The sequence below is a fragment of the Pseudomonas oryzagri genome (genome assembly GCF_020831405.1).
In the GTDB taxonomy this organism is placed as follows: Bacteria; Pseudomonadota; Gammaproteobacteria; order Pseudomonadales; family Pseudomonadaceae; genus Geopseudomonas; species Geopseudomonas oryzagri.
The window spans coordinates 1-22,712 of the sequence record NZ_JAJHPU010000019.1; the positions used below are offsets into that span (position 1 = coordinate 1).

16 protein-coding genes are annotated in these 22,712 nt (G+C 67.0%); 12 read left to right on the forward strand and 4 right to left on the reverse strand.

Going from position 1 to position 22,712, the window contains the following annotated elements:
* Positions 1–206 precede the first annotated feature (206 nt).
* The 9 genes from metH to LMJ29_RS07920 all read left to right on the forward strand — a co-directional run bounded on the left by metH (position 207) and on the right by LMJ29_RS07920 (position 10,328).
* Positions 207–3,917, forward strand: coding sequence for a methionine synthase (gene metH / locus LMJ29_RS07880; protein ID WP_229604972.1), 3,711 nt, complete (start codon positions 207–209; stop codon positions 3,915–3,917).
* A 206-nt stretch (positions 3,918–4,123) separates the two neighbouring features.
* On the forward strand, positions 4,124–4,777 hold the full coding sequence (locus tag LMJ29_RS07885; RefSeq protein WP_229604973.1) for an ion channel: 654 nt from the start codon (positions 4,124–4,126) through the stop codon (positions 4,775–4,777).
* A gap of 85 nt (positions 4,778–4,862) precedes the next feature.
* Positions 4,863–5,360 carry a GNAT family N-acetyltransferase gene (locus LMJ29_RS07890; RefSeq protein WP_229604974.1) on the forward strand — a complete coding sequence of 166 codons (498 nt, stop codon included), beginning with the start codon at positions 4,863–4,865 and terminating at the stop codon, positions 5,358–5,360.
* Positions 5,361–5,918: 558 nt separating this feature from the next.
* Complete coding sequence (locus LMJ29_RS07895; protein ID WP_229604975.1) at positions 5,919–7,235, forward strand: diguanylate cyclase domain-containing protein; 1,317 nt, start codon at positions 5,919–5,921, stop codon at positions 7,233–7,235.
* 95 nt (positions 7,236–7,330) lie between these two features.
* Complete coding sequence (locus tag LMJ29_RS07900; RefSeq protein ID WP_229604976.1) at positions 7,331–7,726, forward strand: GFA family protein; 396 nt, start codon at positions 7,331–7,333, stop codon at positions 7,724–7,726.
* Between the two features lie 91 nt (positions 7,727–7,817).
* Positions 7,818–8,471 carry a glutaredoxin 2 gene (gene grxB, locus LMJ29_RS07905; RefSeq protein WP_229604977.1) on the forward strand — a complete coding sequence of 218 codons (654 nt, stop codon included), beginning with the start codon at positions 7,818–7,820 and terminating at the stop codon, positions 8,469–8,471.
* Between the two features lie 2 nt (positions 8,472–8,473).
* On the forward strand, positions 8,474–8,719 hold the full coding sequence (locus LMJ29_RS07910; RefSeq protein WP_229604978.1) for a hypothetical protein: 246 nt from the start codon (positions 8,474–8,476) through the stop codon (positions 8,717–8,719).
* Positions 8,720–8,747: 28 nt separating this feature from the next.
* Complete coding sequence (locus LMJ29_RS07915; protein ID WP_229604979.1) at positions 8,748–10,055, forward strand: leucine-rich repeat-containing protein kinase family protein; 1,308 nt, start codon at positions 8,748–8,750, stop codon at positions 10,053–10,055.
* A gap of 42 nt (positions 10,056–10,097) precedes the next feature.
* Entirely contained in the window at positions 10,098–10,328 is a 231-nt protein-coding gene (locus tag LMJ29_RS07920) for a hypothetical protein (protein ID WP_229604980.1), read from the forward strand.
* A gap of 25 nt (positions 10,329–10,353) precedes the next feature.
* On the opposite strand, the gene LMJ29_RS07925 is transcribed toward LMJ29_RS07920, so the two are convergent.
* Positions 10,354–11,280 (reverse strand): 1-phosphofructokinase family hexose kinase, encoded by a 927-nt coding sequence (locus LMJ29_RS07925; RefSeq protein ID WP_229604981.1) that lies wholly within the window; start codon positions 11,278–11,280, stop codon positions 10,354–10,356.
* A 384-nt stretch (positions 11,281–11,664) separates the two neighbouring features.
* Between LMJ29_RS07925 and LMJ29_RS07930 the strand changes: the two genes are divergently transcribed.
* The 3 genes from LMJ29_RS07930 to LMJ29_RS07940 are packed head-to-tail and all read left to right on the forward strand — an operon-like array spanning position 11,665 to position 16,483.
* Positions 11,665–12,729, forward strand: a complete 1,065-nt coding sequence (locus LMJ29_RS07930; protein WP_229604982.1) for an Lnb N-terminal periplasmic domain-containing protein — start codon at positions 11,665–11,667, stop codon at positions 12,727–12,729.
* A 45-nt stretch (positions 12,730–12,774) separates the two neighbouring features.
* On the forward strand, positions 12,775–15,018 hold the full coding sequence (locus tag LMJ29_RS07935) for a patatin-like phospholipase family protein (protein WP_229604983.1): 2,244 nt from the start codon (positions 12,775–12,777) through the stop codon (positions 15,016–15,018).
* Between the two features lie 49 nt (positions 15,019–15,067).
* Entirely contained in the window at positions 15,068–16,483 is a 1,416-nt protein-coding gene (locus tag LMJ29_RS07940; protein ID WP_229604984.1) for a DUF2252 domain-containing protein, read from the forward strand.
* Between the two features lie 129 nt (positions 16,484–16,612).
* Here the strand turns inward: LMJ29_RS07940 and LMJ29_RS07945 are convergent, their stop codons facing one another.
* Genes LMJ29_RS07945 through LMJ29_RS07955 form a run of 3 tightly spaced genes read right to left on the reverse strand, consistent with a single transcriptional unit; the run spans position 16,613 to position 22,381 of the window.
* Positions 16,613–18,028 (reverse strand): efflux transporter outer membrane subunit, encoded by a 1,416-nt coding sequence (locus tag LMJ29_RS07945; RefSeq protein WP_229604985.1) that lies wholly within the window; start codon positions 18,026–18,028, stop codon positions 16,613–16,615.
* A complete protein-coding gene (locus LMJ29_RS07950) occupies positions 18,025–21,192 on the reverse strand; it encodes an efflux RND transporter permease subunit (RefSeq protein WP_229604986.1) in 3,168 nt (1,055 codons plus the stop codon). Before LMJ29_RS07950 ends, LMJ29_RS07945 begins: the two co-directional genes overlap by 4 nt.
* Complete coding sequence (locus LMJ29_RS07955; RefSeq protein ID WP_229604987.1) at positions 21,185–22,381, reverse strand: efflux RND transporter periplasmic adaptor subunit; 1,197 nt, start codon at positions 22,379–22,381, stop codon at positions 21,185–21,187. The genes LMJ29_RS07950 and LMJ29_RS07955 overlap by 8 nt, the downstream gene beginning before the upstream one ends.
* Positions 22,382–22,712: the final 331 nt, after the last annotated feature.

Below are 22,712 nucleotides of genomic sequence, written 5' to 3' on the forward strand. Positions count from 1 at the left end.
CTCTTCTGTCGCCCAGCTCATTACTACCTCTCGAGTTCACGCGACTTATGTATAACGCCGAGCGCGGAGCGTGGGAGCCATCAAAAGCGTGGAGCTAGCGCCCCATCAACATGAGCGGAATTCATGCCCATCCCCTCCCCGCTCCAGAACCATGCAGCTTTGTTATCATTCCCGTCTTTACGATCCAGCCTTCCCAGGTAGTCCCCATGACCGACCGCGCCGCCCGCCTCCAGGCCCTCCAGCAAGCCCTCAAGGAACGCATCCTGATCCTCGACGGCGGCATGGGCACCATGATCCAGAGCTACAAGCTGGAGGAGTCCGACTACCGCGGCGAGCGCTTCGCCGACTGGCCGCAGGACGTCAAGGGCAACAATGACCTGCTGCTGCTGACCCAGCCGCAGGTCATCGCCGAGATCGAGCGCGCCTACCTGGACGCCGGCGCCGACATCCTGGAGACCAACACCTTCAACGCCACGCGCATCTCGATGGCCGACTACGGCATGGAGAAGCTGGTCTACGAGATCAACGTGGCCGGCGCGCGCCTGGCCCGCCAGGTGGCCGACGCCAAGACCGCCGAGAACCCGGCCAAGCCGCGCTTCGTCGCCGGCGTGGTCGGCCCGACCAGCCGCACCTGCTCGATCTCCCCGGACGTCAACAACCCCGGCTACCGCAACGTCACCTTCGACGAACTGGTGGAGAACTACACCGAAGCCACCCGCGGCCTGATCGAGGGCGGCGCGGACCTGATCCTGATCGAGACCATCTTCGACACCCTGAACGCCAAGGCGGCGATCTTCGCCGTGCAGCAGGTGTTCGAGGAGGACGGCGTAACGCTTCCGATCATGATCTCCGGCACCATCACCGACGCCTCCGGCCGCACCCTGTCGGGGCAGACCACCGAGGCGTTCTGGAACTCGGTGCGCCACGCCAACCCCATTTCCGTGGGCCTCAACTGCGCCCTCGGCGCCAAGGACTTGCGCCCGTACCTGGAAGAGCTGGCCAACAAGGCCGACACCCATGTGTCCGCCCACCCCAACGCCGGCCTGCCCAACGCCTTCGGCGAATACGACGAAACCCCGGCGCAGATGGCCGCGGTGGTCGAGGAGTTCGCCGCGTCGGGCTTCCTGAACATCATCGGCGGCTGCTGCGGCACCACCCCGCCGCACATCCAGGCCATCGCCGAGGCGGTGGCCAAGTACCCGCCGCGCGTCATCCCGGACATCCCCAAGGCCTGCCGCCTGTCCGGCCTCGAACCGTTCACCATCGACCGCAACTCGCTGTTCGTGAACGTCGGCGAGCGCACCAACATCACCGGCAGCGCCAAGTTCGCCCGCCTGATCCGCGAGGAGAACTACACCGAGGCCCTCGAAGTCGCCCTGCAGCAGGTGGAAGCCGGCGCCCAGGTGATCGACATCAACATGGACGAGGGCATGCTGGATTCGAAGGCGGCCATGGTCACCTTCCTCAATCTGATCGCCGGCGAGCCGGACATCTCGCGCGTGCCGATCATGATCGACTCATCCAAGTGGGACGTGATCGAGGCCGGCCTCAAGTGCATCCAGGGCAAGGGCATCGTCAACTCGATCTCCATGAAGGAAGGCGTCGAGGCCTTCAAGCACCACGCCCGCCTGTGCAAGCGCTACGGCGCCGCCGTGGTGGTGATGGCCTTCGACGAAGCCGGCCAGGCCGACACCGCCGCGCGCAAGAAGGAAATCTGCCAGCGCAGCTACGACATCCTGGTCAACGAAGTGGGCTTCCCGCCGGAAGACATCATCTTCGACCCGAACATCTTCGCCGTGGCCACCGGCATCGAGGAGCACAACAACTACGCGGTCGACTTCATCGAGGCCTGCGCCTATATCCGCGACCAGCTGCCCTACGCGCTGTCGAGCGGCGGCGTGTCCAACGTGTCCTTCTCGTTCCGCGGCAACAACCCGGTGCGCGAGGCGATCCACTCGGTATTCCTCTACCACGCCATCCAGAACGGCCTGACCATGGGCATCGTCAACGCCGGCCAGCTGGAGATCTACGACGAGATCCCCAAGGAGCTGCGCGAGAAGGTCGAGGACGTGGTGCTCAACCGCCACGAAGGCAGCACCGAGGCGCTGCTGGCCATCGCCGATCAGTACAAGGGCGACGGCAGCGTCAAGGAAGCCGAAACCGAGGAATGGCGCAGCCTGCCAGTCGCCAAGCGCCTCGAGCACGCGCTGGTCAAGGGCATCACCGCCTTCATCGTCGAGGACACCGAGGAGTGCCGCCAGCAGTGCGCGCGGCCCATCGAGGTCATCGAAGGCCCGCTGATGGCCGGCATGAACGTGGTCGGCGACCTGTTCGGCGCCGGCAAGATGTTCCTGCCCCAGGTGGTGAAATCCGCCCGCGTGATGAAGCAGGCGGTGGCCCACCTGATCCCCTTCATCGAGGCGGAAAAGGGCGACAAGCCGGAAGCCAAGGGCAAGATCCTCATGGCCACAGTCAAGGGCGACGTCCACGACATCGGCAAGAACATCGTCGGCGTGGTGCTCGGCTGCAACGGCTACGACATCGTCGATCTCGGCGTGATGGTGCCGGCGGAGAAGATCCTCCAGGTCGCCCGCGAGGAGAAGTGCGACATCATCGGCCTGTCCGGGCTGATCACCCCGTCGCTGGACGAGATGGTCCACGTCGCCAAGGAAATGCAGCGCCAGGGCTTCTCGCTGCCGCTGCTGATCGGCGGCGCCACCACCTCCAAGGCGCACACCGCGGTGAAGATCGAACCGCAGTACAGCAACGACGCGGTGGTCTACGTCACCGATGCCTCGCGCGCCGTCGGCGTGGCCACCACCCTGCTGTCGAAGGAGCTCAAGCCCGACTACGTGGCCAAGCTGAAGACCGAGTACGCTGAAGTGCGCGAGCGCACCGCCGCGCGCAGCTCGCGTACCGAACGCCTGAGCTACGAGCAGGCGCTGGCCAACAAGCCGCAATTCGACTGGGCCGGCTACCAGGCCCCGGTGCCCTCCTTCACCGGCGTCAAGGAGCTGGACGACATCGACCTGGCCACCCTGGCCGAGTACATCGACTGGACGCCGTTCTTCATCTCCTGGGACCTGGCCGGCAAGTTCCCGCGCATCCTCAGCGACGAGGTGGTCGGCGAAGCGGCCACCAGCCTGTACAACGACGCCCAGGCGATGCTGAAGAAACTGATCGACGAGAAGCTGATCAAGGCCAAGGCCGTGTTCGGCTTCTGGCCGGCCAACCAGGTGCAGGACGACGATCTGGAAGTCTACGGCGCGAACGGCGAGACGCTGGCCACCCTGCACCACCTCCGTCAGCAGACCGTCAAGCCGGACGGCAAGCCCAACCTGTCGCTGGCCGACTTCGTCGCGCCGAAGGACTCGGGCGTGACCGACTACGTGGGCGGCTTTATCGTCACCGCCGGCATCGGCGCCGAGGAGCTGGCCAAGGCCTACGAGGCCAAGGGCGACGACTACAACTCAATCATGGTCAAGGCGCTGGCCGACCGCCTCGCCGAGGCCTGCGCCGAGTGGCTGCACGAGCGCGTGCGTAAGGACTATTGGGGCTACGCCAAGGACGAGCAGCTTTCCAACGAGGAACTGATCAAGGAGCAGTACAAGGGCATCCGCCCGGCGCCCGGCTACCCGGCCTGCCCGGACCACACCGAGAAGGGCACCCTGTTCGCCCTGCTCGACCCCGAGTCCCAGAGCGGCAAGCCGGGCCGCAGCGGCGTGTTTCTCACCGAGCACTACGCCATGTTCCCCGCCGCCGCCGTCAGCGGCTGGTACTTCGCCCACCCGCAGGCGCAGTACTTCGCCGTCGGCAAGGTCGACAAGGATCAGGTGGAAAGCTACAACCAGCGCAAGAATCAGGAGCTGGCCGTGACCGAACGCTGGCTGGCGCCGAACCTGGGTTACGACGCCTGATCGGCAACCGATGAGTGAAAGGTGGGCAAGAGCGATCTTGCCCACTGCGCATTGGGAGACATGGATGTCCCTTCCTCCCTCTGAACGATTCATCGAAGCGCTCCTGCGCTTGGCGTGACTTCGCGCCTGATCGGCTACCAAACTGGATAGCGACCATTTCGACGAAGAGGCCGGCTGGCTCGACCAGCCAGCCGAGAGAGGAAAACATGTCCCCCATCGTCTACCTCATTCGCTATCCCTCGGCCGGACTGTTGCTGGTCCAGTTGTTGGGGCTGTTGCTGTATCCGTGGATGGAGGACACCCAGACCGGCCGGGCGCTGTTCGGCGCCTTCGGCTTGCTGGTGCTGGTGCTGGCGTTGCACGTGGTCAAGCGCAGTCCGGCGCACACCTGGATTGCCGGGTTGCTGGCCTTCCTGGTGCTGGTGCTCACGTTGGTCGATGCGCTGCTGCCCGGCACGCTGCTGAAATGGCTGACCGCCACGCTGGAGGCCGCCTTCTACCTGTACGCAGCGGCCAGTCTCATCAGCTACATGAACGCCGACGAGCGCGCCACCACCGACGAGATCTATGCGGTCGGCGCGACCTTCACCCTGCTGGCCTGGGCCTTCGCCTACCTGTACACGGTCTGCCAGCTGCTGATTCCCGGCAGCTTCGGCGCGCAGATCGAACCGCAGGCTGCGCGGACCTGGATGGAGTTGCTGTTCCTGAGCTTCACCATCCTCTCCGGGGTGGGACTGGGCGACATCGTGCCGTTGACGCCGATGGCCCGCGCGTTGGTGATGCTCGAGGAGTTCGCCGGGGTGATGTACCTCGCCCTGGTGGTATCGCGCCTGATCGCCATGACGGTGGGCAGGCGCTGAACGCCGCACGCTGCCAGCCCCCTCGGCCGCGCGGCAGCGAACCCGGGCGGCGGACGATCTTGATCGAAGCGTTGTGGAGCTTACCGTGCTGATCCGCCTCTACCGTCCCGGCGAAGAACTGCAACTGCGCGCCCTGTTCCATGATTCGGTGCATCGGCTGGCCAATGCCCATTACACGGCGAACCAGCTGGAGGCCTGGGCCCCGGCGGACTTCGACCCGCAGGCCTGGTGCGCGCGCATCCGTGGCAATCGGCCTTTCGTCGCCGAGGATGAGGCAGGCGTCCTGCTCGGCTACGCCGACCTGCAGCCCGATGGTCATATCGACCAGTTCTTCGTTGCCAGCCACGCTGCCCGGCGCGGCGTCGGCCGGGCCATGCTGGCCTACCTGGAGCGGCGCGCACGCCGCCTCGGCATCGCCCGACTGAGCGCCGACGTCAGCCTGTGCGCGGAGACCTTCTTCCTGCACCACGGCTTTCGGGTGCTACAGCGGCAACTGCCGATGGTGCGCGGGGTCGTGCTGGCCAATGCGCGGATGGGCAAGGATCTCGACCTGGTAGAAGCGCCCTCTTCGCCATCCCGGTAATCTGCGCGGACCTGGCGGCTTGTCCGCCCACAGCGGCCGCGACGCCTTGCGGCCACCACAATGGCTGCCACAACCGCCGCAAATACGGAATTCCTGCCCGCAACGCCTTCCTCACGCATTGCCCCGAAACGCGCGCAAAAAAAAGACCATTACCAGCCTAAGGGCGGCCCGGTAATGGTCTGTAAGTCTCTCAGCAGGCCTCGCTGGCCTTGATGGATAAGTTACCGGCGGGACGGCCTGCGAAAAATGCCGATTACGGAGATGGTTTGTTACGCGATGGGTAACAATGGGCACCCCCAAGGCCTGCCGTCTCCGTTGCGCGCAAACAAAAAGCCCCGCACTCGGCGGGGCAAAGGGGGGAAACTCTCAGTTCGTGCAGGTTACGCGGCAGCACGTGAAGATTTCGTGAGGCGGTCCGCCAACGCATCGCCCCGCGATCCAGCACGACGCGCGGCGGGCTGAGCCGGCGCTACCCTTGTCATCCGCAGGCGACTGCTGCAACGCTATGCAGCCCCCGCCAACCTGACCGAGCCACTGCGCCACGCGAGTCTGCCGCTCATGCCCGTGCCGTTTTCGACGCCCATGGTGCTTCTGACCACCGCCATCCTCGCGGGCCTGCTCGCGGCGCTGGCCGTGCTGCTCTGCCGCCGGCGCGCGGAACGGGCCCGTCTCGAACTGCACCTGCGGCTGTTGGAGACGCTGAGCGACGCCGTCTTCGTGGCCGACGCCGGGGGCACCATCGTCCAGCACAACGCCGCCGCCACGCGGCTGTGCGGCGGCGATGCGGTCGGCTCCCCGCTCGCCGACTGGCTGCCGCAGGCGCAGCATCGCGAACGGCAATTCACCGTACTGCGCCGCCGTGACGGCAGCGAGCACGCCGTCGAGGTGACCCACCTGGCGTCCCGCACCGGCGGCGAGAGCCTGCTCCTTATCCGCGCCAGCCTCGCGGCGCAGAGCGACGACGCCGAACGTTTCATGCGCAGCCAGTACTTCGCCAGGATCGGCACCTGGGACTGGCACATCGACACCGAGGAGCTGTACTGGTCGGACGCCATCTACGGCATGTTCGGCTATCAGGTCGGCGAGGTGACGCCCAGCTACCAGCGCTTCTGCGAGCACGTGCATCCGGACGACCAGGCGCGGGTGCGCGCCGGCGAGCTGCGCTGCATCGCCACCGGGCAGAATCACGACGAGGAGTACCGGGTGGTGTGGGCCGACGGCACCGTGCGCTGGCTGCGCGAGACCGGCAACGTGGTCACCGACGCGCAGGGCGCACCGCTGCGCATGATGGGCATCGTCCGCGACATCACCGAGGAAAAGGCCTGGGCCAGCGAGCTGAGCCAGCGCGCCCACCACGACCCGCTGACCGGGCTGCCCAACCGCCTGCTGTTCGAGGACCGCCTGGCGGCGGCCATCGAACGCGCACGCCGCCACGACCAGCGCCTGATGCTGGCATTCATCGACCTCGACGGCTTCAAGGCGATCAACGACCAGCACGGCCATGCCGCCGGCGACAGCCTGCTGGTCACCGTCGGCTCGCGTTTGCAGGATGCCCTGCGCCTCACCGACACCGTGGCGCGCATCGGTGGCGACGAATTCGTGGTGATACTCGAAGAACTGTCGCCACGCGCCAACCTCGCCGACGAGGCCCAGCGCCTCGCCGACAAGCTGCTCGCCGCGCTGGCGCCGCCCATGGTGATCGACGGCATGGCGCATTCGATCGGCGCCAGCCTGGGCATCGCCATCTACCCGGACCACGCACAGAGCATGGACAGGCTCATCCACATCGCCGACCTGGCCATGTACGCGGCCAAGCGCGGCGGCAGCAACCGCCACTGCCTGGGCGACAGCCTGGTCCAGCTCAGCCCGGGCTGATCGCCCCTCGGCGTTTCCCCCGCCAGCATCTCGCGCGTTAAGCTGCGCACCGCGGCGATGCCGCGCAGCCCATCCCAAGACACAAGGAGAGCGTCATGCTCAAAGGCAGTTGCCTGTGCAATGCGGTTCAGTACGAAATCCACGGCGAACTCGGCCCCATCGTCATGTGCCACTGCTCGCGCTGCCGCAAGGCCAACGGCTCGGCGTTCGCCACCAACGCCTCGGTGAACACCAGCGAATTCCACCTCGTCACGGGCCAGGAGGCGCTCGCCGAGCACGAGTCCTCGCCGAACGTGTTCCGGGTGTTCTGCGGCAAGTGCGGCTCGCCGTTGTACAGTCGCCGTCCGGCCATGCCGGAGCTGCTGCGCCTGCGCATCGGCACGCTGGACACGCCGATCGAGGGCAAGCCGACCGCGCACATCTTCGTCGGCTCCAAGGCCGAGTGGTGCGAAATCCACGACGACCTGCCGCAGTACGCCGAACGCCCGTGATTCGCCCATAACCCCGCTGCAGAGCGGCCCGGGTGACCGCCCGGGCCCGCCCCGCTACACTCGACGGCCTGCCCCGGCTCGCGGAGACGCCATGAAGCTCTATCTGTACGATCACTGTCCGTTCTGCGTGCGCGCCGAGATGGTCGCCCACTACAAGCGGGTGCCGGTCGAGCAGGTCTACCTGCTCAACGACGACGAGGCGAGCTGCTTCGCGCTGATCGGTGCCAAGCAGGTGCCGATCCTGCAGTTCGACGACGGTCGCGCGATGGGCGAAAGCCTGGACATCGCCCGCAAGCTGGACGAGCTGGGCGACGCGGCGCGGCCGATCCGCCCACACGGCGACTACCTGCCGATCCAGGAGCACATCAACCAGGTGCGCCTGGCGATCTGGTGCCTGCTGTTCCCCCGCGACATCGCCCTCGATCTGCCCGAGTTCGCCACCCAGGCGGCGCGCGACTACTTCCAGGTAAAGAAGGAACAGATCATCCAGCGCCCGTTCGCCCAGGCCCTGGCGGAAACCGCCGAACACAAGGCGACGGTCGAGGCGATGCTGGCCAGCCTGCCGCCGCTCGACCCGCCGAGCGCCCACGGCGACACCCTGGGCTGGGACGACGTGCTGCTCTATCCAGGTCTACGCAACCTGAGCATGGTCAAGGACCTGGCCTTCCCGCCGGCCGTGCGCGCCTATATCGAGGCAGTCTCCCGCCTGACCGCGACCGCCACCTACTTCGACCGGGCGATCTGAGCATGCGCATCTTCCTCGCCCGCGCCAAACTGGCCGCCGCCATCCTGATCCCCGCCTGGGCGCTGATCACCCTGCTCCTGCACCTCTGGCATCCGGTCATCACCGGCCGGCCGGAATGGCAGGTGGCGGCGATCATCGTGCCGCAGATGATCGTCGGCATGGTGTTCGTCATCATCCCGATCACCCAGGGCCTGCTCGTTCGCCTCGCCGCGCGCCGGCAGGGCCTCAAGGCGGGCGATGCCGACTGATCCGCCCCGTCCGAAGACCTTCTGATCCATGCATACCCTCGAACAACTGCGCCGCGGCGAGCTGGCCGGCGTCAGCCGCCTCGACCTGAGCGCCGGCCTGACGGAATTCCCGCGCGAGATCTTCGCCCTCGCCGATAGCCTGGAAGTGCTCAACCTCACCGGCAATCGCCTGAAGGCGCTGCCGGCGGACCTGTCGCGGCTGCACAAGCTGCGCATCCTGTTCTGCTCGGACAACGACTTCACAGTCCTGCCGGAAATGCTCGGCGAATGTCCGCAGCTGGAGATGATCGGCTTCAAGTCCTGCCGGATCCGCCAGCTGCCGGCCAGCGCCCTGCCGCCACGGCTGCGCTGGCTGATCCTCACCGGCAACCAGCTGGATAGCCTGCCCGACGAGCTGGGCGGCTGTGCCGGCCTGCAGAAGCTGGCGCTGGCCGGCAACCAGCTGCGCGCGCTGCCGGCGAGCATGGCCGACCTTGGCCGGCTGGAGCTGTTGCGCATCGCCGCCAACCGGCTGGACGCCCTGCCCGGCTGGCTGCTGGAACTGCCGCGCCTGGCCTGGCTGGCCTTCGCCGGCAATCCGTGCAGCGACGCCGGCGAGGCGCAGGCGCTGCGCCACAATCCGCTGCCGCCGATTCCCCGCGAGCAGATTCAACTCGGCACAGTCCTGGGCCAGGGCGCCTCCGGCGTCATCCACCGTGCCGACTGGCAGCGGGCCGGGCAACCCGCCCAGGCGATGGCCGCCAAGCTGTTCAAGGGCGAGGTGACCAGCGACGGCCTGCCGCGCAGCGAGATGGCCGCCTGCATCGCCGCCGGCGACCATCCCAACCTGATCCGCGTCGCCGGCCAGTTGGCCGAACGGGCCGACGGCGCGCCCGGCCTGCTGATGGAGCTGATCGATCCGAGCTTTCGCCCGCTGGCCGGCCCGCCGTCGCTGGCCAGCTGCACCCGCGACTGCTACGCGCCGGAGCACCGTTTCGCCTTCGATGAGGCACTGCGCATGTCCCGCGGCGTGGCTTCGGCGGTGGCGCACCTGCACGGGCGCGGCATCCTGCATGGCGATCTGTACGCCCACAACCTGCTGGCGAACGGCCACGGCGACTGCCTGCTCGGCGACTTCGGCGCCGCCTCCTTCCTGCCGCGGGAAGCCGGAGCCCTGCAGCGCATCGAGGCACGCGCCTTCGGCTACCTGCTGGAGGAGCTGCTGGAGCGCTGTGCGGCGGACGACCAGCCGCAGCGCCAGCAACGCCTGGCCCAGTGGCGCGACCGGTGCCTGGGCGACAACGTGCTGGAACGACCCGACTTCGCCAGCCTGGAAGCCGGCTTGGCCAATATCTGAAAACGGCGCCGAGCGGCGCCCAAACGCAGGGGAAGGATTCCCATGTTCGACCGCCATCCCGACCAGGCCGCCGCCCGCAAGGGCTACACGCTGGTCGGCAGCCTGTTCGCCATTTTCGGCCTGGCCATGGCCTGGTTCGGATCGGTCATCGGCGCCATCGTCGGCCTGGCGTTCGCCGCGCTGCTGGTCGTGCCATCGCTGTGCTGCGGACACGCCGCCTTCGCCCGCTACGAGAAATGGCTGTCCCGGCTGGCGCCGTTCGGCAACCTGTAGTCGACTGCCGGAGCACGCCGCTCGCTCAGGACTCGCCGAACAACCGCTCCACGTCCTCGCGGCGGCACAGCTCGGTGCCCGGGCGCATGATGGTCGCGCAACCGGCGGCGATGCCATAGCGCACCGCGCTGCGCAGGTCGCGGCCATTGGCCAGGGCGAGCACGATGGCGCCGACCATGCTGTCGCCGGCGCCCACCGCGCTGCGCACCGGCACCTCGCAGGCGCCGAAGCGCTCCACATCGTCCTGGCTGGCGAGCAACGCGCCTCGGCCTCCCAGGGACAGCACGACGATCTCGGCCGCCCCCCGGCCAACCAGCTCCCGCACCGCCGCCTCCTGCTCCGCCTCGCTGTCGAGGGCGTGCCCGGCGATACTGGCCAGCTCGCTGAGGCTCGGCTTGAGCAGGTGGATGCCGCCCCCGGCCACCGCATAGCGCAAAGCCTCGCCCGAGCAGTCCAGCACCAGGCGGGCGTCGATGCGCCGCGCCAGCGCGACCACCTCGTCGTAGAAGCCCAGCTCCACTCCGGGCGGAAAGCTGCCGCTCAGCACCAGATAGCCAGGCAGTGGCTGCAGGCTGGCGATGGCCTCCAGACAGGCGCGCTGCTCGGCTGCCGACAGGGTCGGACCGGGGAGCACGAAGCGGTACTGCAAACCGCTGTCGCCCTCGTCGACGGTAAAGCTCTCGCGGGTCTCGCCCGCGATCGGCACCCGCCGCTGCGGCAGATCCAGCTCATCCAGCATGCGCTCCAGCATGTCGCCGAACGGCCCGCCGGCCGGGTACACCGCGACCGCCTGGCCGCCGAGGCTGGCGACCACCCGCGCCACGTTGATGCCGCCGCCACCGGGATCGTAGCGCGGCAGGTCGCAGCGCAGCTTGCTGGTCGGCGCGACCCGCGCGGTGCTGGTCGAGAGGTCCATGGCCGGATTCAGGGTCAGGGTGGCGATCAGGGGCATGGGTATTCCAGGCTGGGGAGCGGCAGGGCCGCGAGGAGATATGTGCCAAGTTTGGTCCGCAGGGCACGAGCGGGGCAATCGCAGCGACACTGGCCCCGTGCGTGCCCCCGACAGGGCCGGCTCAATCAGGCGGCAAGCCACCCATCCGCGTCCGGACGGACTCAACGGCTGGCGCAGCAGAAATTGGACAGTTCGCGCAAAGCGACCAAACTCATAAGCAGTTATCTGCTTGTTTCCAACCGGCATTGTACGAACGCGCGGCTCCCATCGGGTTGTGGTCGAGGGGGCCGCATGTGCCGTGCGAGGAACGCCTTGGATAACCAGACTGCAACGCCGCAGAGCCTAGAGTGCGGATAAAAGGACCAGCATCCCGGCGGAGGACAGATGAGGAACAGGGCTCTCGGCTGCGCAGCTCTCGCCTTACTCGTGCTGCTGGGCATCGCGATAGTCGTCGCCGGCGGCTGGGGAGGGCTGGTCCTCCTCTATCGGGGACCACAGGACGCGACGCTGCGCAATGCCTTGGCCATCGGCTTTGTCCTCGCCTCGCTGATCACCCTGATCGCCCTCGCCCTGCCGGCTTGGCGCTGGCGGGTGCTGGGCGGCTACCTCGCCCTGTTCGTCGTCATGCTGGTCTGGTGGAGTGGCATCACGCCGTCCAACGACCGCGTCTGGCAAGAGGATGTGGCGGTGCTGCCCTACGCGACCATCGAAGGCGACATGGTCACGCTGCACAACATCCGCAACTTCGAGTACCGCAGCGAAACCGACTACACCCCGGCTTGGTACGACAAGACCTTCGACCTGCGCAAGCTGCAGGGCGTCGACCTGATCGCCGTGTACTGGATGGGCCCGGCCATCGCCCACATCTTCCTGAGCTTCGACTTCGGTGGCGGCGACCACCTGGCCGTGTCCATCGAGACGCGCAAGGAAAAGGGCGAGGCCTACTCCACCCTCAAGGGCTTCTTCCGCGAGTACGAGCTCTACTACGTGGTGGCCGACGAGCGCGACGTGATCCGCCTGCGCACCAACTATCGCCGCGACCCGCCGGAGGACGTCTATGTCTACCGCCTCCAGGGGGATATCGAGAACGGCCGGCGCCTGTTCCTCGAGTACCTGCACAACATCAACGCGCTGCGCGAGCGCGCCGAGTTCTACAACACCCTGACCACCAACTGCACCACCACCATCTGGATGAATGCCCAGGTCAACCCCAACCACCTGCCCTTCAACTGGAAGATCCTGGCCAGTGGTTTCCTGCCGGAGTACCTCTACGAGCAGGAGCGCCTGGCCGATCATGGCCTGCCATTCGCCGAGTTGCAGCAGCGCGTGCACGTCAACGCCCGTGCCCAGGCAGCGGACCAGGCAGCGGACTTTTCCAGGCGGATTCGGGAGCAGCCGCTCCCATGGCCGGTGGAAACCTCCGCCGATGGCCAGGACAGTGCGCCCTGAGGGGCAGGCCTGCGGAGCCCGACGCATCGAAAGGGAGAAATACGGATGCCATTGCGTGAGCGGATCACCCTTCTCGCCCTGAGCCTGGCAATGGCCGTGGCTCCCCCTGCCCTGGCCGCAGCGACCAAGCCCGGCGATCTTGCCCAGCCGGGCGGGGTCAAGCGTCCGCGGATCTGCCTGGTTCTCTCCGGCGGCGGCGCACGCGGTGCGGCCCACGTCGGCGTGATCAAGGTACTCGAGGAGTACCGCGTGCCGATCGACTGCATCGCCGGCACCAGCATGGGCGCCCTGGTGGGCGCCGCCTACGCCACCGGCACCTCCACGCCGGAAATGGACACCATCCTGAAGACCATCACCACGGAACTGCTGTTCAAGGAGGAGCCGCCGCGCCAGGAACGCGCCATGCGCCGCAAGCAGGACGACTACACCAATCTGGTCACCCCGGAGGTCGGCCTGGAGGACGGCCAGGTCAAGTTCGGCAAGGGCATCGTCACCGGCGTGCAGCTGGAAACCGTGCTGCGCCAGCTGAGCAAGGCCAAGGGCCACTATCGCTTCGACGAACTGCCGATCCCCTACCGCGCGGTAGCCACCGATCTGGTGACCGGCAAGGCCGTCGTGTTCCACGAGGGCGAACTGGCCAATGTCATGCGCGCCAGCATGTCGGTGCCCGGCGCGGTGGCGCCGGCCGAGTTCGACAACATGATCCTGGTCGACGGCATGCTCACCAGCAACCTGCCGATCCAGACCGCTCGGGATGAGATGGGTGCGGACATCGTCATCGCCGTGAACGTCGGGACACCCCTGCTCACCCGCGAGCAACTCGGCGGGATCTTCGGCGTGTCCGGGCAGATGCTCAGCATCCTCACCGAGCAGAATGTGCAGGCTTCGCTGGCCACTATGCGACCGACCGACATCCTCATCTCGCCGGAGCTGGGCAACTTCTCGACCGGCGATTTCGACCACCTGCAGCAGATCGCCCCCCTCGGCGAAGTGGCGGCACGCAAGGTCGCCGACCGGCTCGCCCAGCTATCCCTGCCGCCGGCCGAATACGCCGCGCTGCGCAAGCGCCAGACCATCGAAGTGGTGGCGGACCTGCGGCCGGTCGACGAGATTCGCTTCGAGAACCTCAAACGCGTCAATCCGAAAACCGCGCGACTGGCGATGGACACCCAAGTCGGCGAGCCCATCGACCAGCCCACCCTCGACAAGGACATGCGGCGCATCTACGGCACCGGCGACTTCGAGCACGTCAACTACCGCTATCTCGAGGAGCCGGGCAAGCGCATTCTCGCCGTGGAAGCCGTGGAGAAATCCTGGGGGCCGAACTACCTGCGCTTCGGCCTGGGGCTGTCCAGCGACTTCAGCGGCGATGCGTTCTTCAACATCCTCGGCAGCTACCGCAAGACCTGGCTCAACTCGCGCGGCGCGGAATGGCGCACCGACGTGCAGTTCGGCCGTACCAGCGGCCTGTATACCGAGTTCTACCAGCCCTTCAGCGCCACCAGCCGCTTCTTCGTCGCCCCCCATGCGTTCCTCGAACGGAGCACCTCCGACCTCTACCGCGACGACGACCGCGTGGCCAGCTACGAGATGACCTCCATGCTGGGCGGCGTCGACCTGGGCAGCCAGTTCAGCCGCTACGGCGAATTGCGCCTCGGCATGCTGGGGGGCCGGCTCAAGCCGCGACTCGATACCGGTCCGGAGTTCCTGTCGCCGGGCGAATCGCGCGTCCAGCAAGGCGCCTACCGCGCCATCCTCAAGCTCGACCAACTGGACAGCGTGCACTTCCCGCGCTCGGGCTGGCGCTTCGGCGCGAACGTGTTCGACTCGACCAGCGCGCTCGGCGCCGACGACGAGTACACCAAGTGGGACGCCGACGCCCATGCGGTGTACTCGTTCGGCAATCACACCCTGAATTTCGCGGTGAAGTCCGGCGAAAGCCTCGGCAACGATCCGTTGCCGCGCTACGACCAGTTCCAGTGGGGGGGCTTCCTGACCGGTTCGGGCTACTCCAGTGGGCAGCTGGCTGGCGAGGAACTGCAATTCGGCCGGGCGATGTATTACCACCGGATACTCGAAGGCAGCATCTTCGAGGGCGCCTACAGTGGCTTCTCCCTGGAGTTCACCCGCATCGGCGATCCGCTGGTGCCTGGCAATTCGGAAGACTGGCTGAAGTCCGCTGCCGTGTTCATCGCCGCCGACAGCCCGCTCGGCCCAGTCTATCTGGGCTACGGGCATGCCGAGGATGGCAACAAGAGCTTCTATTTCTATCTGGGTCGACCGTTCTAGGGCCATTGCCCCGCAAGCAGCGCCCTCGCCGCCATCCAAGGGGAAAAGCATGACAACCGTAGCGAAGAAGAGCGCCAAGGCGAAGAAGGAGCCCAGCATGCCGGCAGCGCCAATTGCGGTATTTCGCTCCCGGGACGAGCGTATCGCCGCCGGTCGGGCACTGCGCGAGAAGCTGCCGCGCAGCGAGCATGCCGCCTGGACGCCACCGGCCAAGGGTCGCGACCCCATCGCCATCCTCGAGAAATCCAACGAGGATCGCCTCCAGGACCTGGTGCCGATCCGCTACGGTCGCATGCTGCGCAGTCCCTTCACCTTCCTGCGCGGCTCCGCGGCGTTGATGGCCCACGACCTCGCGACCATACCCAGCACTGGCATTCGCGTGCAGGCCTGTGGCGATTGCCACCTGCTGAATTTCGGCCTGTTCGCCACTCCGGAGCGCAATCTGGTCTTCGACCTCAACGACTTCGACGAAACCCTGCCCGCCCCCTGGGAGTGGGACATCAAGCGGCTGGCCACCAGTTTCACGGTCGCCGGGCGCGACAACCGACTGGCCAACGGCGACTCGCGAGACAGCGCGGTCGCCTGCGTACGTGCCTATCGGGAAGGCCTGCGCGAATACTCGAGGATGAACCCTCTGGAGGTCTGGTATTCGTGCCTGGACCAGGAAGCCCTGCTCGAGACGGCTCCAGATGAAAAGGTGCGCAGGCTGCGCCAGCAGATCACCGACAAGGCCCGCGAACGAGTGGTAGAGAACGTGTTCCCCAAGCTTGCCGAGCAGGTCGCCGGCAGCCCCCGCCTGGTCGACCAGCCACCGATCATCTATCACGTTGGCGATCCCGATTTCCTCGACAGGGTACGTGAGGGACTGGCGGACTACCGGGCGACGCTCTCCGACGAGCGCCGCGTACTGCTGGATCGTTATCGCCTGGTGGACGCTGCGATGAAGGTGGTGGGCATCGGCAGCGTCGGTACCCGTTGCTTCATCGCCCTGATGTTCTCCGAGGAGAATCACCCGCTGATTCTCCAGTTCAAGGAAGCCTGTCGCTCGGTCCTCGAGCCCTATGCGGGGAAAAGCCGGTACGAGAACCAGGGCCAGCGGGTCGTCATGGGCCAGCGACTGATGCAGTCCTCCAGCGACATATTCCTCGGCTGGATGCGCGGCCGGGCCGGGCGCGACTTCTTCGTGCGCCAGTTGCGCGACATGAAGATGTCCGTGCCGCTCGAGGGCGTCTCAGGCACACAGCTCAAGCGCTACGCCGGGCTGTGCGGCCAGGTCCTCGCCCGCGCCCATGCCAAGTCGGGTGATGCCGCGAGCATCAGCGGCTATCTGGGCAAGAACGATGCCTTCGACGAGGCGCTGGGCGACTTTGCGGTCGCCTACGCGGACCAGACCGAGCAGGACCACGCGGCCCTGGTGGAAGCCGTCAACGCCGGACGGCTGCAGGTACTCGTCGAGGAGGAGTAGAGGCCGAACGGCCGGCATGCAGCGCCGGCCGCGTCACTCTGCCCCAGCGCTCCATATGCATCGCGACAACGACGAGTGAGCGCCGGGCCCGCGCCCCGGCGTCCACCATCGCATGCCGGTCGGCGCCGCTCAGCGCTGATCGTCGACCGGCGACCAGCCTCCACCCAGCGCGCGGTACAGGCTCACGGCCGCGCTCAACTGCTGCTGGCGGGTCTGCGACTCCAGCAGCTCGGCCTGGAACAGGCTGCGCTCGGAATCCAGCACTTCCAGGTAGCTGACCAGACCGCCGTCGTAGCGCGCCCGTGACAGGCGCGCTGCGGTGCGCGCCGCGGCGAGCTGGCGTTGGCGGGCGAGGTGCTCGTTGCCCGAGGTACGCAGGCCGGTCAGCGAGTCGTCCACGTCGCGCAGGCCATTGATCACCGCCTGTTCATAGTTCAACCGTGCCTGCTCGGCCCGCTGGCGCTGGGCCTCCTCGATCGACTTGAGCTGCCCGGCGTTGAAAATGGGCGCGAAGAGATTGCCGAGGACACTCCAGCTTTCGCTGTCGCCCTCGATCAGATCGCTGAGATCGCGGCTGGCGTAGCCGAAGCTGGCGGTCAGCGACAGCGAGGGCAGGCGCTGGGCGCGCGCGACGCCGATGCGCGCGGTCTCGGCAGCCAGTTGCTGCTCGGCGGCGAGGATGTCCGGACGACGCTCCAAGAGATTCAGCGGCAACCCGGCCGGCACCTCGACCGGCAAGCGCTGCCGCGTGAGTTCGTTGCCACGCTCGATGGCCCGTGGCCGCGAGCCGACCAACACGCTCAGCGCATTCTCGGTCTGCCGCACGGCGCGGTCGAAGGCCGCCACCGAGGCTTGCGCATCGGCGGCTTCGATCTCGGCCTGGTTGACGTCCAGCTCCGGTACGGTGCCCTTGGCGAAGCGCTCCTTGATGATGCCCAGGGCGTCCTCGCGCGACTTTTGCGTGCGAATGGAAATGCGCAGGCGGTCGTCGAGGTCGAGCAATTGGAAGTAGGTGGTGGCCACCGCGGAAATCAGCGAAATGGTCACGTTGCGCGCGCTGTTCTCGCTGGTCAGCAGGTCGGCGCGTGCCGCCTCGGTGGCGCGGCGCAGCTTGCCCCACAGGTCGATCTCGAAGGAGGCCGCGCCATTGAAGAAGTAGCTGCTCTCGGTTTCGGCCGTCGGCAGGACGTTGCGACTCGGCGAGGAGCGTCCGGCACCGGCCTCGGCGTCGAGGAACGGGTACTGGTTGGCCCTCTCGATGCGCAGCAGCGCCGCCGCCTCCTCGATGCGCGCCACTGCCACGCCGAGATCGCGGTTGTTGGCCAGCGCCTCCCGGATCAGCGCATCGAGCCGGTCGTCGGCGAACAATTCCCACCAGTCGAGGTTGGCGAAGGACGCATCGGTGGTGGCGGCCTCCTGGTAGGCGGCCGGCATGTCGAGCGAGGGGCGCTTGTAGTCGGGGCCGACCATGCAGCCGCCGGTAAGCAACATCCCGGAGAGCAGGGTGGCGGTCAGCAGCGGTGGCCGCCGGGTGAATCCCTTCATGGCTTGGCCTCCTCGCTCGCGTGCTCGGCTTGCGGCGGTTTTTTCTTCTTGCCGGTCATATAGCGCTCGACGATCACGAACAACCCCGGCACCAGCACGACGCCGACCACGGTGGCGGTCAGCATGCCGGCGAAGGAGGTCATGCCCATGATCTTGCGCGCCTCGGCGCCGGCGCCGCTGGCGAGAATCAGCGGGATCACTCCGAGGATGAAGGCGAAGGAGGTCATCAGGATCGGCCGGAAGCGCAGTCGCGCGGCCGCCAGCGCCGCCTCCACCGGTCCCTTGCCTTTCTCGATTTCGGTACGGGCGAACTCGACGATCAAGATCGCGTTCTTCGCCGCCAGGCCGATGAGCATCACCAGGCCGATCTGCGCGAACACGTTGTTCTCGTAGCTGGGGCTGAAGAAGCGCGCCAGCCACAGGCCGAACATGGCGCCGCAGATGGCGATGGGCGTGCCGAACAACACGCCGAACGGCAGCGACCAGCTCTCGTACTGTGCGGCGAGGATCAGGAATACGAACACCAGCGCCATGACGAACACCATGCTGCCGGAGCCCTCCGCGGCCTTCTCCTGGTAGGACATGGCGTTCCAGGCGTAGGACATGTCGCTGGGCAATACCTCGGCCGCCACCTCCTCCAGCGCCTTCAACGCCTGCGCCGAGCTGTAGCCCGGCGCCGGGCGGCCGGTGACCTCGGCGGCGCGGAACATGTTGAAGCGGTAGGTGAACTCGGGGCCGTTGGTGGATTCGTCGGTCAGCAGGGTGTTCATCGGCACCATCGCGCCGGCGCTGTTGCGCACGTAGAACAGCGATGCGTCGGCGAGGTCCTTGCGGTATTCGGTCTCCGCCTGCACGTACACCTTGTACAGCCGACCGAAGCGGTTGAAGTCGTTGACGTAGGCGCCGCCGAGGAAGGAACCCAGGGTCTGGTTGACGTCCGCCGGGGCGACGCCGAGCTTCATGGTCTTCTGGGTGTCCACGTCCAGGTAGATCTGCGGCACCGTGGCGCGGTAGGTGGTGTAGAGGCCGGCGATTTCCGGACGCTTGCCGGCCGCCTCCATGAACGCCTGGGTTTGCTCGGCCAGGTAGTCGGGGCTGTTGCCGACGCGGTCCTGCAGCATGATCGAGAAGCCGGAGCCGGTCCCCAGGCCCGGAATGGCCGGCGGACCGAAGGCGATGGCGATACCCTCGTTGATCGCCGCCAGCTTGCCGTTGAGGCGCTGGGCAACGCGGGTGGCCACGTCCTCGGCCCCCGGGCGCTCCCCCCACTCCTTGAGCTGGATGAAGAAGAAGGCGTTGTTGGTGGACGAGGCGCCGGACAGGAAGCTGTAGCCGGTCACCGTGGTGTAGGACTCGATGGCCGAATCGGCGGCGAGGATCGCCTCGACCTTGGCGGCGGCGGCATGGGTGCGCTCCAGCGAGGAGGCATCCGGCAGCTGCAGGTTGGCCATCAGGTAAGCCTGGTCCTCCTCGGGCACGAAGCCGCCGGGGACAGTGCGGAACAGCAGCACCAGCGCCACCACCAGCACACCGAGTACCGCCAGGGCGCGCAGCGGGCGGTGGGTGAAGCGGCTGGTCAGGCCGATGTACTTGTCCGTCACCCGGTCCAGGACGCGGTTGAAACCGGCGAAGAACCGCCCCAGCCGGCCCTGCTTGCCATGGCCGTGCGGCTGCAGCAGGGTGCTCGACAACGCCGGACTCAGCGACAGGGCGACAATCGCCGAGATGCACACCGAGATGGCGATGGTGATGGCGAACTGCTGGTAGAGCCGGCCAGTGATCCCCGACATGGCGGCCACTGGTACGAACACCGCGGTCAACGACAACGCCGTGGCGATCACCGGACCGCTGACCTCCTTCATCGTCTCGATGGTCGCCTCGCGGCGCGGCATACCGTGCTCCATCTTCTCCGACACGCCCTCCACCACCACGATGGCGTCGTCCACCACGATACCGATGGCCAGCACGAGGCCGAGCAGCGAGAACGTATTGATGGAGAAGCCGAGCAGCGGAAACACTGCGAAGGTACCGACCAGCGCCACCGGCACCGCCAGGGTCGGGATCAGGGTGGCGCGGAAGTTCTGCAGGAAGATGAACACCACGATGGTGACGATGACCGTCGCCTCGATCAGGGTATGGACGATCTCCTCGATGCCCGCCGACACCGGCTTGGTGGTGTCCAGGGAAATCACGTACTCGATGTCCTGCGGGAAGCGCTGTTTCATCTGCTCCATCGCCGCGCGGATCTTCTCGGCCACCTCCAGGCCGTTGGCGTCGGGCAACTGGTAAACCGCCAGCACGGCGGCCGGCTTGGAGCCGAAGGCGCCGATCTGGTTGTAGGTTTCGGCGCCCAGTTCGATGCGCGCGACGTCGCGCAGCAGCACCTGCGAGCCGTCCGGGTTGGAGCGCACCACCACCTGGCCGAACTGCTCCGGCGTTTCCAGGCGCCCGCGGGTCTGCACCGCGTAGGCGAACTCGGTGCCGGGCGCGGCCGGCGGGCCGCCGAGCTTGCCGGCCGGAGTCAGCACGTTCTGCTGCTGCACGGCGTTGACGATGTCCGGGACGGTGAGCGCCAGGCGGCTGAGCTGATCCGGCTTGATCCAGATGCGCATGGCGTAGTCGGAGCCCCCGAAGATGGTGACCTGGCCGACCCCCTGGATGCGGGCGATCTCGTCGAGGACGTTAATCGACATGTAGTTGGTGAGGAAGTCGGCGTCGTAGCTCTCCTTGGGCGAGCGCAGGGTCACCAGCATCAGCGGGAAGGCCAGCGCCTTCTTGACCTTCACGCCCTTGCGCTTGACGTCCTCGGGCAGCTGCGCGGAACCCTCGGACACGCGGTTCTGCACCAGCACGTTGGAGATGTCGAGATCCGAACCGACCTCGAAGGCCACCGACAGGGTCATCTGCCCGTTACCGGCGTTGGTCGACTTCATGTACAGCATGTTCTCGACGCCGTTGACCTTCTGCTCCAGCGGCGTGGCCACCGACTGTTCGACGTTCACCGCGTTGGCGCCGTCGTAGGTGGCCTCCACCTTGATCTCGGGCGGCGTGATGTCGGGGTACTGGGCGATCGGCAGGCTGCCCATCGCCACCAGGCCGACAATGACGATGATGATCGAGATCACCATCGCGAAGATGGGGCGGCGAACGAAGAACTCACCCATTTTTGCCCTCCCCGGCCACCGGCGGCAGCTCGCTGGCGTCGGCATCTCGCGGCTTCACCTTCATGCCCGGACGCAAGCGCAACAGACTGGCCACCGCGACCCGCTCGCCCGGCTGCAGGCCGGACTCGATCACCCAGTCGCTGCCCAGCCGCTGGCCCACCTGCACCTGGCGCACCTCCACGGTGTCGTCGGGCTTGATGACGAATACCCGGTGCACAGACTGCAGTTCGCTGACCGCGCGCTGCGGCAGCAGGATGGCGCCCTTGATCTGATCGGCGTCGAAGCGGATGCGCGCGAACATGCCCGGGCGCAACAGGCCTTGCGGGTTGGGGAACTCCGCCTCGATGGTCAGCGCGCCGGTGGTGGGATCGATATTGCGGTCGACCTTGGTCGGCACGCCGCGCTGATCGTAGAGTGTGCCGTCGGCAAGGATCAGTGACAGCGGCCGCTGGTTTGCGCTGGCGAGGCTGCCATTGGCGGACTTGCCCTGCTGCTGGTCGGCCAGCCGCCGCGCCGCATTCAGATAACCGCGCTCGGTAATGGAGACCCGCACGGCGATGGGATCGGTGCGCGAGATCACGTTGAGCAGTCCGCCGTTGGTACGCTGGCTGACGAAATCGCCCACCTCGGCCTCGGACAGACCGATCAGGCCGCGCTCGGGGGCGTGGATCTTGGTGTAGCCCAGTTCGATCTGCGCCAGCTCGACCTGCGCCTTGGCCGCCTCGACGTAGCTTTGCGCCGCTTCGTGGTTGGCTACCGCCGCGTCCAGGTCCAGCTTGCTGACCGCATTGATCGCGGCCAGAGGACGGATGCGATCGAGGTCCGACTTGGTCTTCACCAGGCTGGTGCGCGCCTGCGCCAGCCCCGCCTGGGCCTGGGCGACCTTGGCCTGGAACGGCTGCGGATCGATGGTGTAGAGCAGCGCGCCCTTGTCGACGAAGGTGCCTTCCTTGAAGTGGATGCCGTCGAGGAAGCCGTCGACCCGCGCGCGGATGGTCACGTCGGTGGAGCCAATAGTCTCGCCTATCAGGTCCAGGGGAACACTCACATCCTTGGCGACGGCGGTGACGATCGGCACCTCCATCAGCGTGGCCGCCGGCGGCGCCTTGCTGTCACAGCCACCGAGCAGCGTCTGCGCCAGGGCGAGAATGATGCCGAGAAACGCGAGGGGGTGTTTTGTCTGTGCCATGGTGTCTTCCGTTAACGATCGGCGCCGACACACATCGCGAGGCCTGGCCAGCCACGCAATGAGTGCAAGTCGGGTTCAAGACAACTCCATCAACCTTTCTCCGCCCCGCCAGGCCTCGCCTGGGCTGGCGCGACACTCCCGCCGACATGCAAGCGCAGTCGGAGGGGGTATCGGCGCCCACGCCACGTCCCGGACCTGAAAGAATCCCCCGAGCGAAGAAAACTGCGCACTACCGGCATCCACTGGTCGGCCTTACCGGCCCTTACGTGCTACAGCCGAAATTCCCTTGGCCGTTTCCAGAATCAGTATGGCCAAGCTCCGCCAGTTGGCC

Bases quoted from the DNA above. Each gene is read 5' to 3' on its own strand.
- LMJ29_RS07885 (WP_229604973.1), top strand. From the start codon at position 4,124: ATGTCCCCCATCGTCTACCTCATTCGCTATCCCTCGGCCGGACTGTTG.
- LMJ29_RS07920 (WP_229604980.1), top strand. From the start codon at position 10,098: ATGTTCGACCGCCATCCCGACCAGGCCGCCGCCCGCAAGGGCTACACG.
- LMJ29_RS07945 (WP_229604985.1), bottom strand. From the start codon at position 18,028: ATGAAGGGATTCACCCGGCGGCCACCGCTGCTGACCGCCACCCTGCTC.
- LMJ29_RS07935 (WP_229604983.1), top strand. From the start codon at position 12,775: ATGCCATTGCGTGAGCGGATCACCCTTCTCGCCCTGAGCCTGGCAATG.
- LMJ29_RS07940 (WP_229604984.1), top strand. From the start codon at position 15,068: ATGACAACCGTAGCGAAGAAGAGCGCCAAGGCGAAGAAGGAGCCCAGC.
- LMJ29_RS07950 (WP_229604986.1), bottom strand. From the start codon at position 21,192: ATGGGTGAGTTCTTCGTTCGCCGCCCCATCTTCGCGATGGTGATCTCG.
- LMJ29_RS07915 (WP_229604979.1), top strand. From the start codon at position 8,748: ATGCATACCCTCGAACAACTGCGCCGCGGCGAGCTGGCCGGCGTCAGC.
- LMJ29_RS07900 (WP_229604976.1), top strand. From the start codon at position 7,331: ATGCTCAAAGGCAGTTGCCTGTGCAATGCGGTTCAGTACGAAATCCAC.
- grxB (WP_229604977.1), top strand. From the start codon at position 7,818: ATGAAGCTCTATCTGTACGATCACTGTCCGTTCTGCGTGCGCGCCGAG.
- metH (WP_229604972.1), top strand. From the start codon at position 207: ATGACCGACCGCGCCGCCCGCCTCCAGGCCCTCCAGCAAGCCCTCAAG.
- LMJ29_RS07895 (WP_229604975.1), top strand. From the start codon at position 5,919: ATGCCCGTGCCGTTTTCGACGCCCATGGTGCTTCTGACCACCGCCATC.
- LMJ29_RS07930 (WP_229604982.1), top strand. From the start codon at position 11,665: ATGAGGAACAGGGCTCTCGGCTGCGCAGCTCTCGCCTTACTCGTGCTG.
- LMJ29_RS07955 (WP_229604987.1), bottom strand. From the start codon at position 22,381: ATGGCACAGACAAAACACCCCCTCGCGTTTCTCGGCATCATTCTCGCC.
- LMJ29_RS07910 (WP_229604978.1), top strand. From the start codon at position 8,474: ATGCGCATCTTCCTCGCCCGCGCCAAACTGGCCGCCGCCATCCTGATC.
- LMJ29_RS07925 (WP_229604981.1), bottom strand. From the start codon at position 11,280: ATGCCCCTGATCGCCACCCTGACCCTGAATCCGGCCATGGACCTCTCG.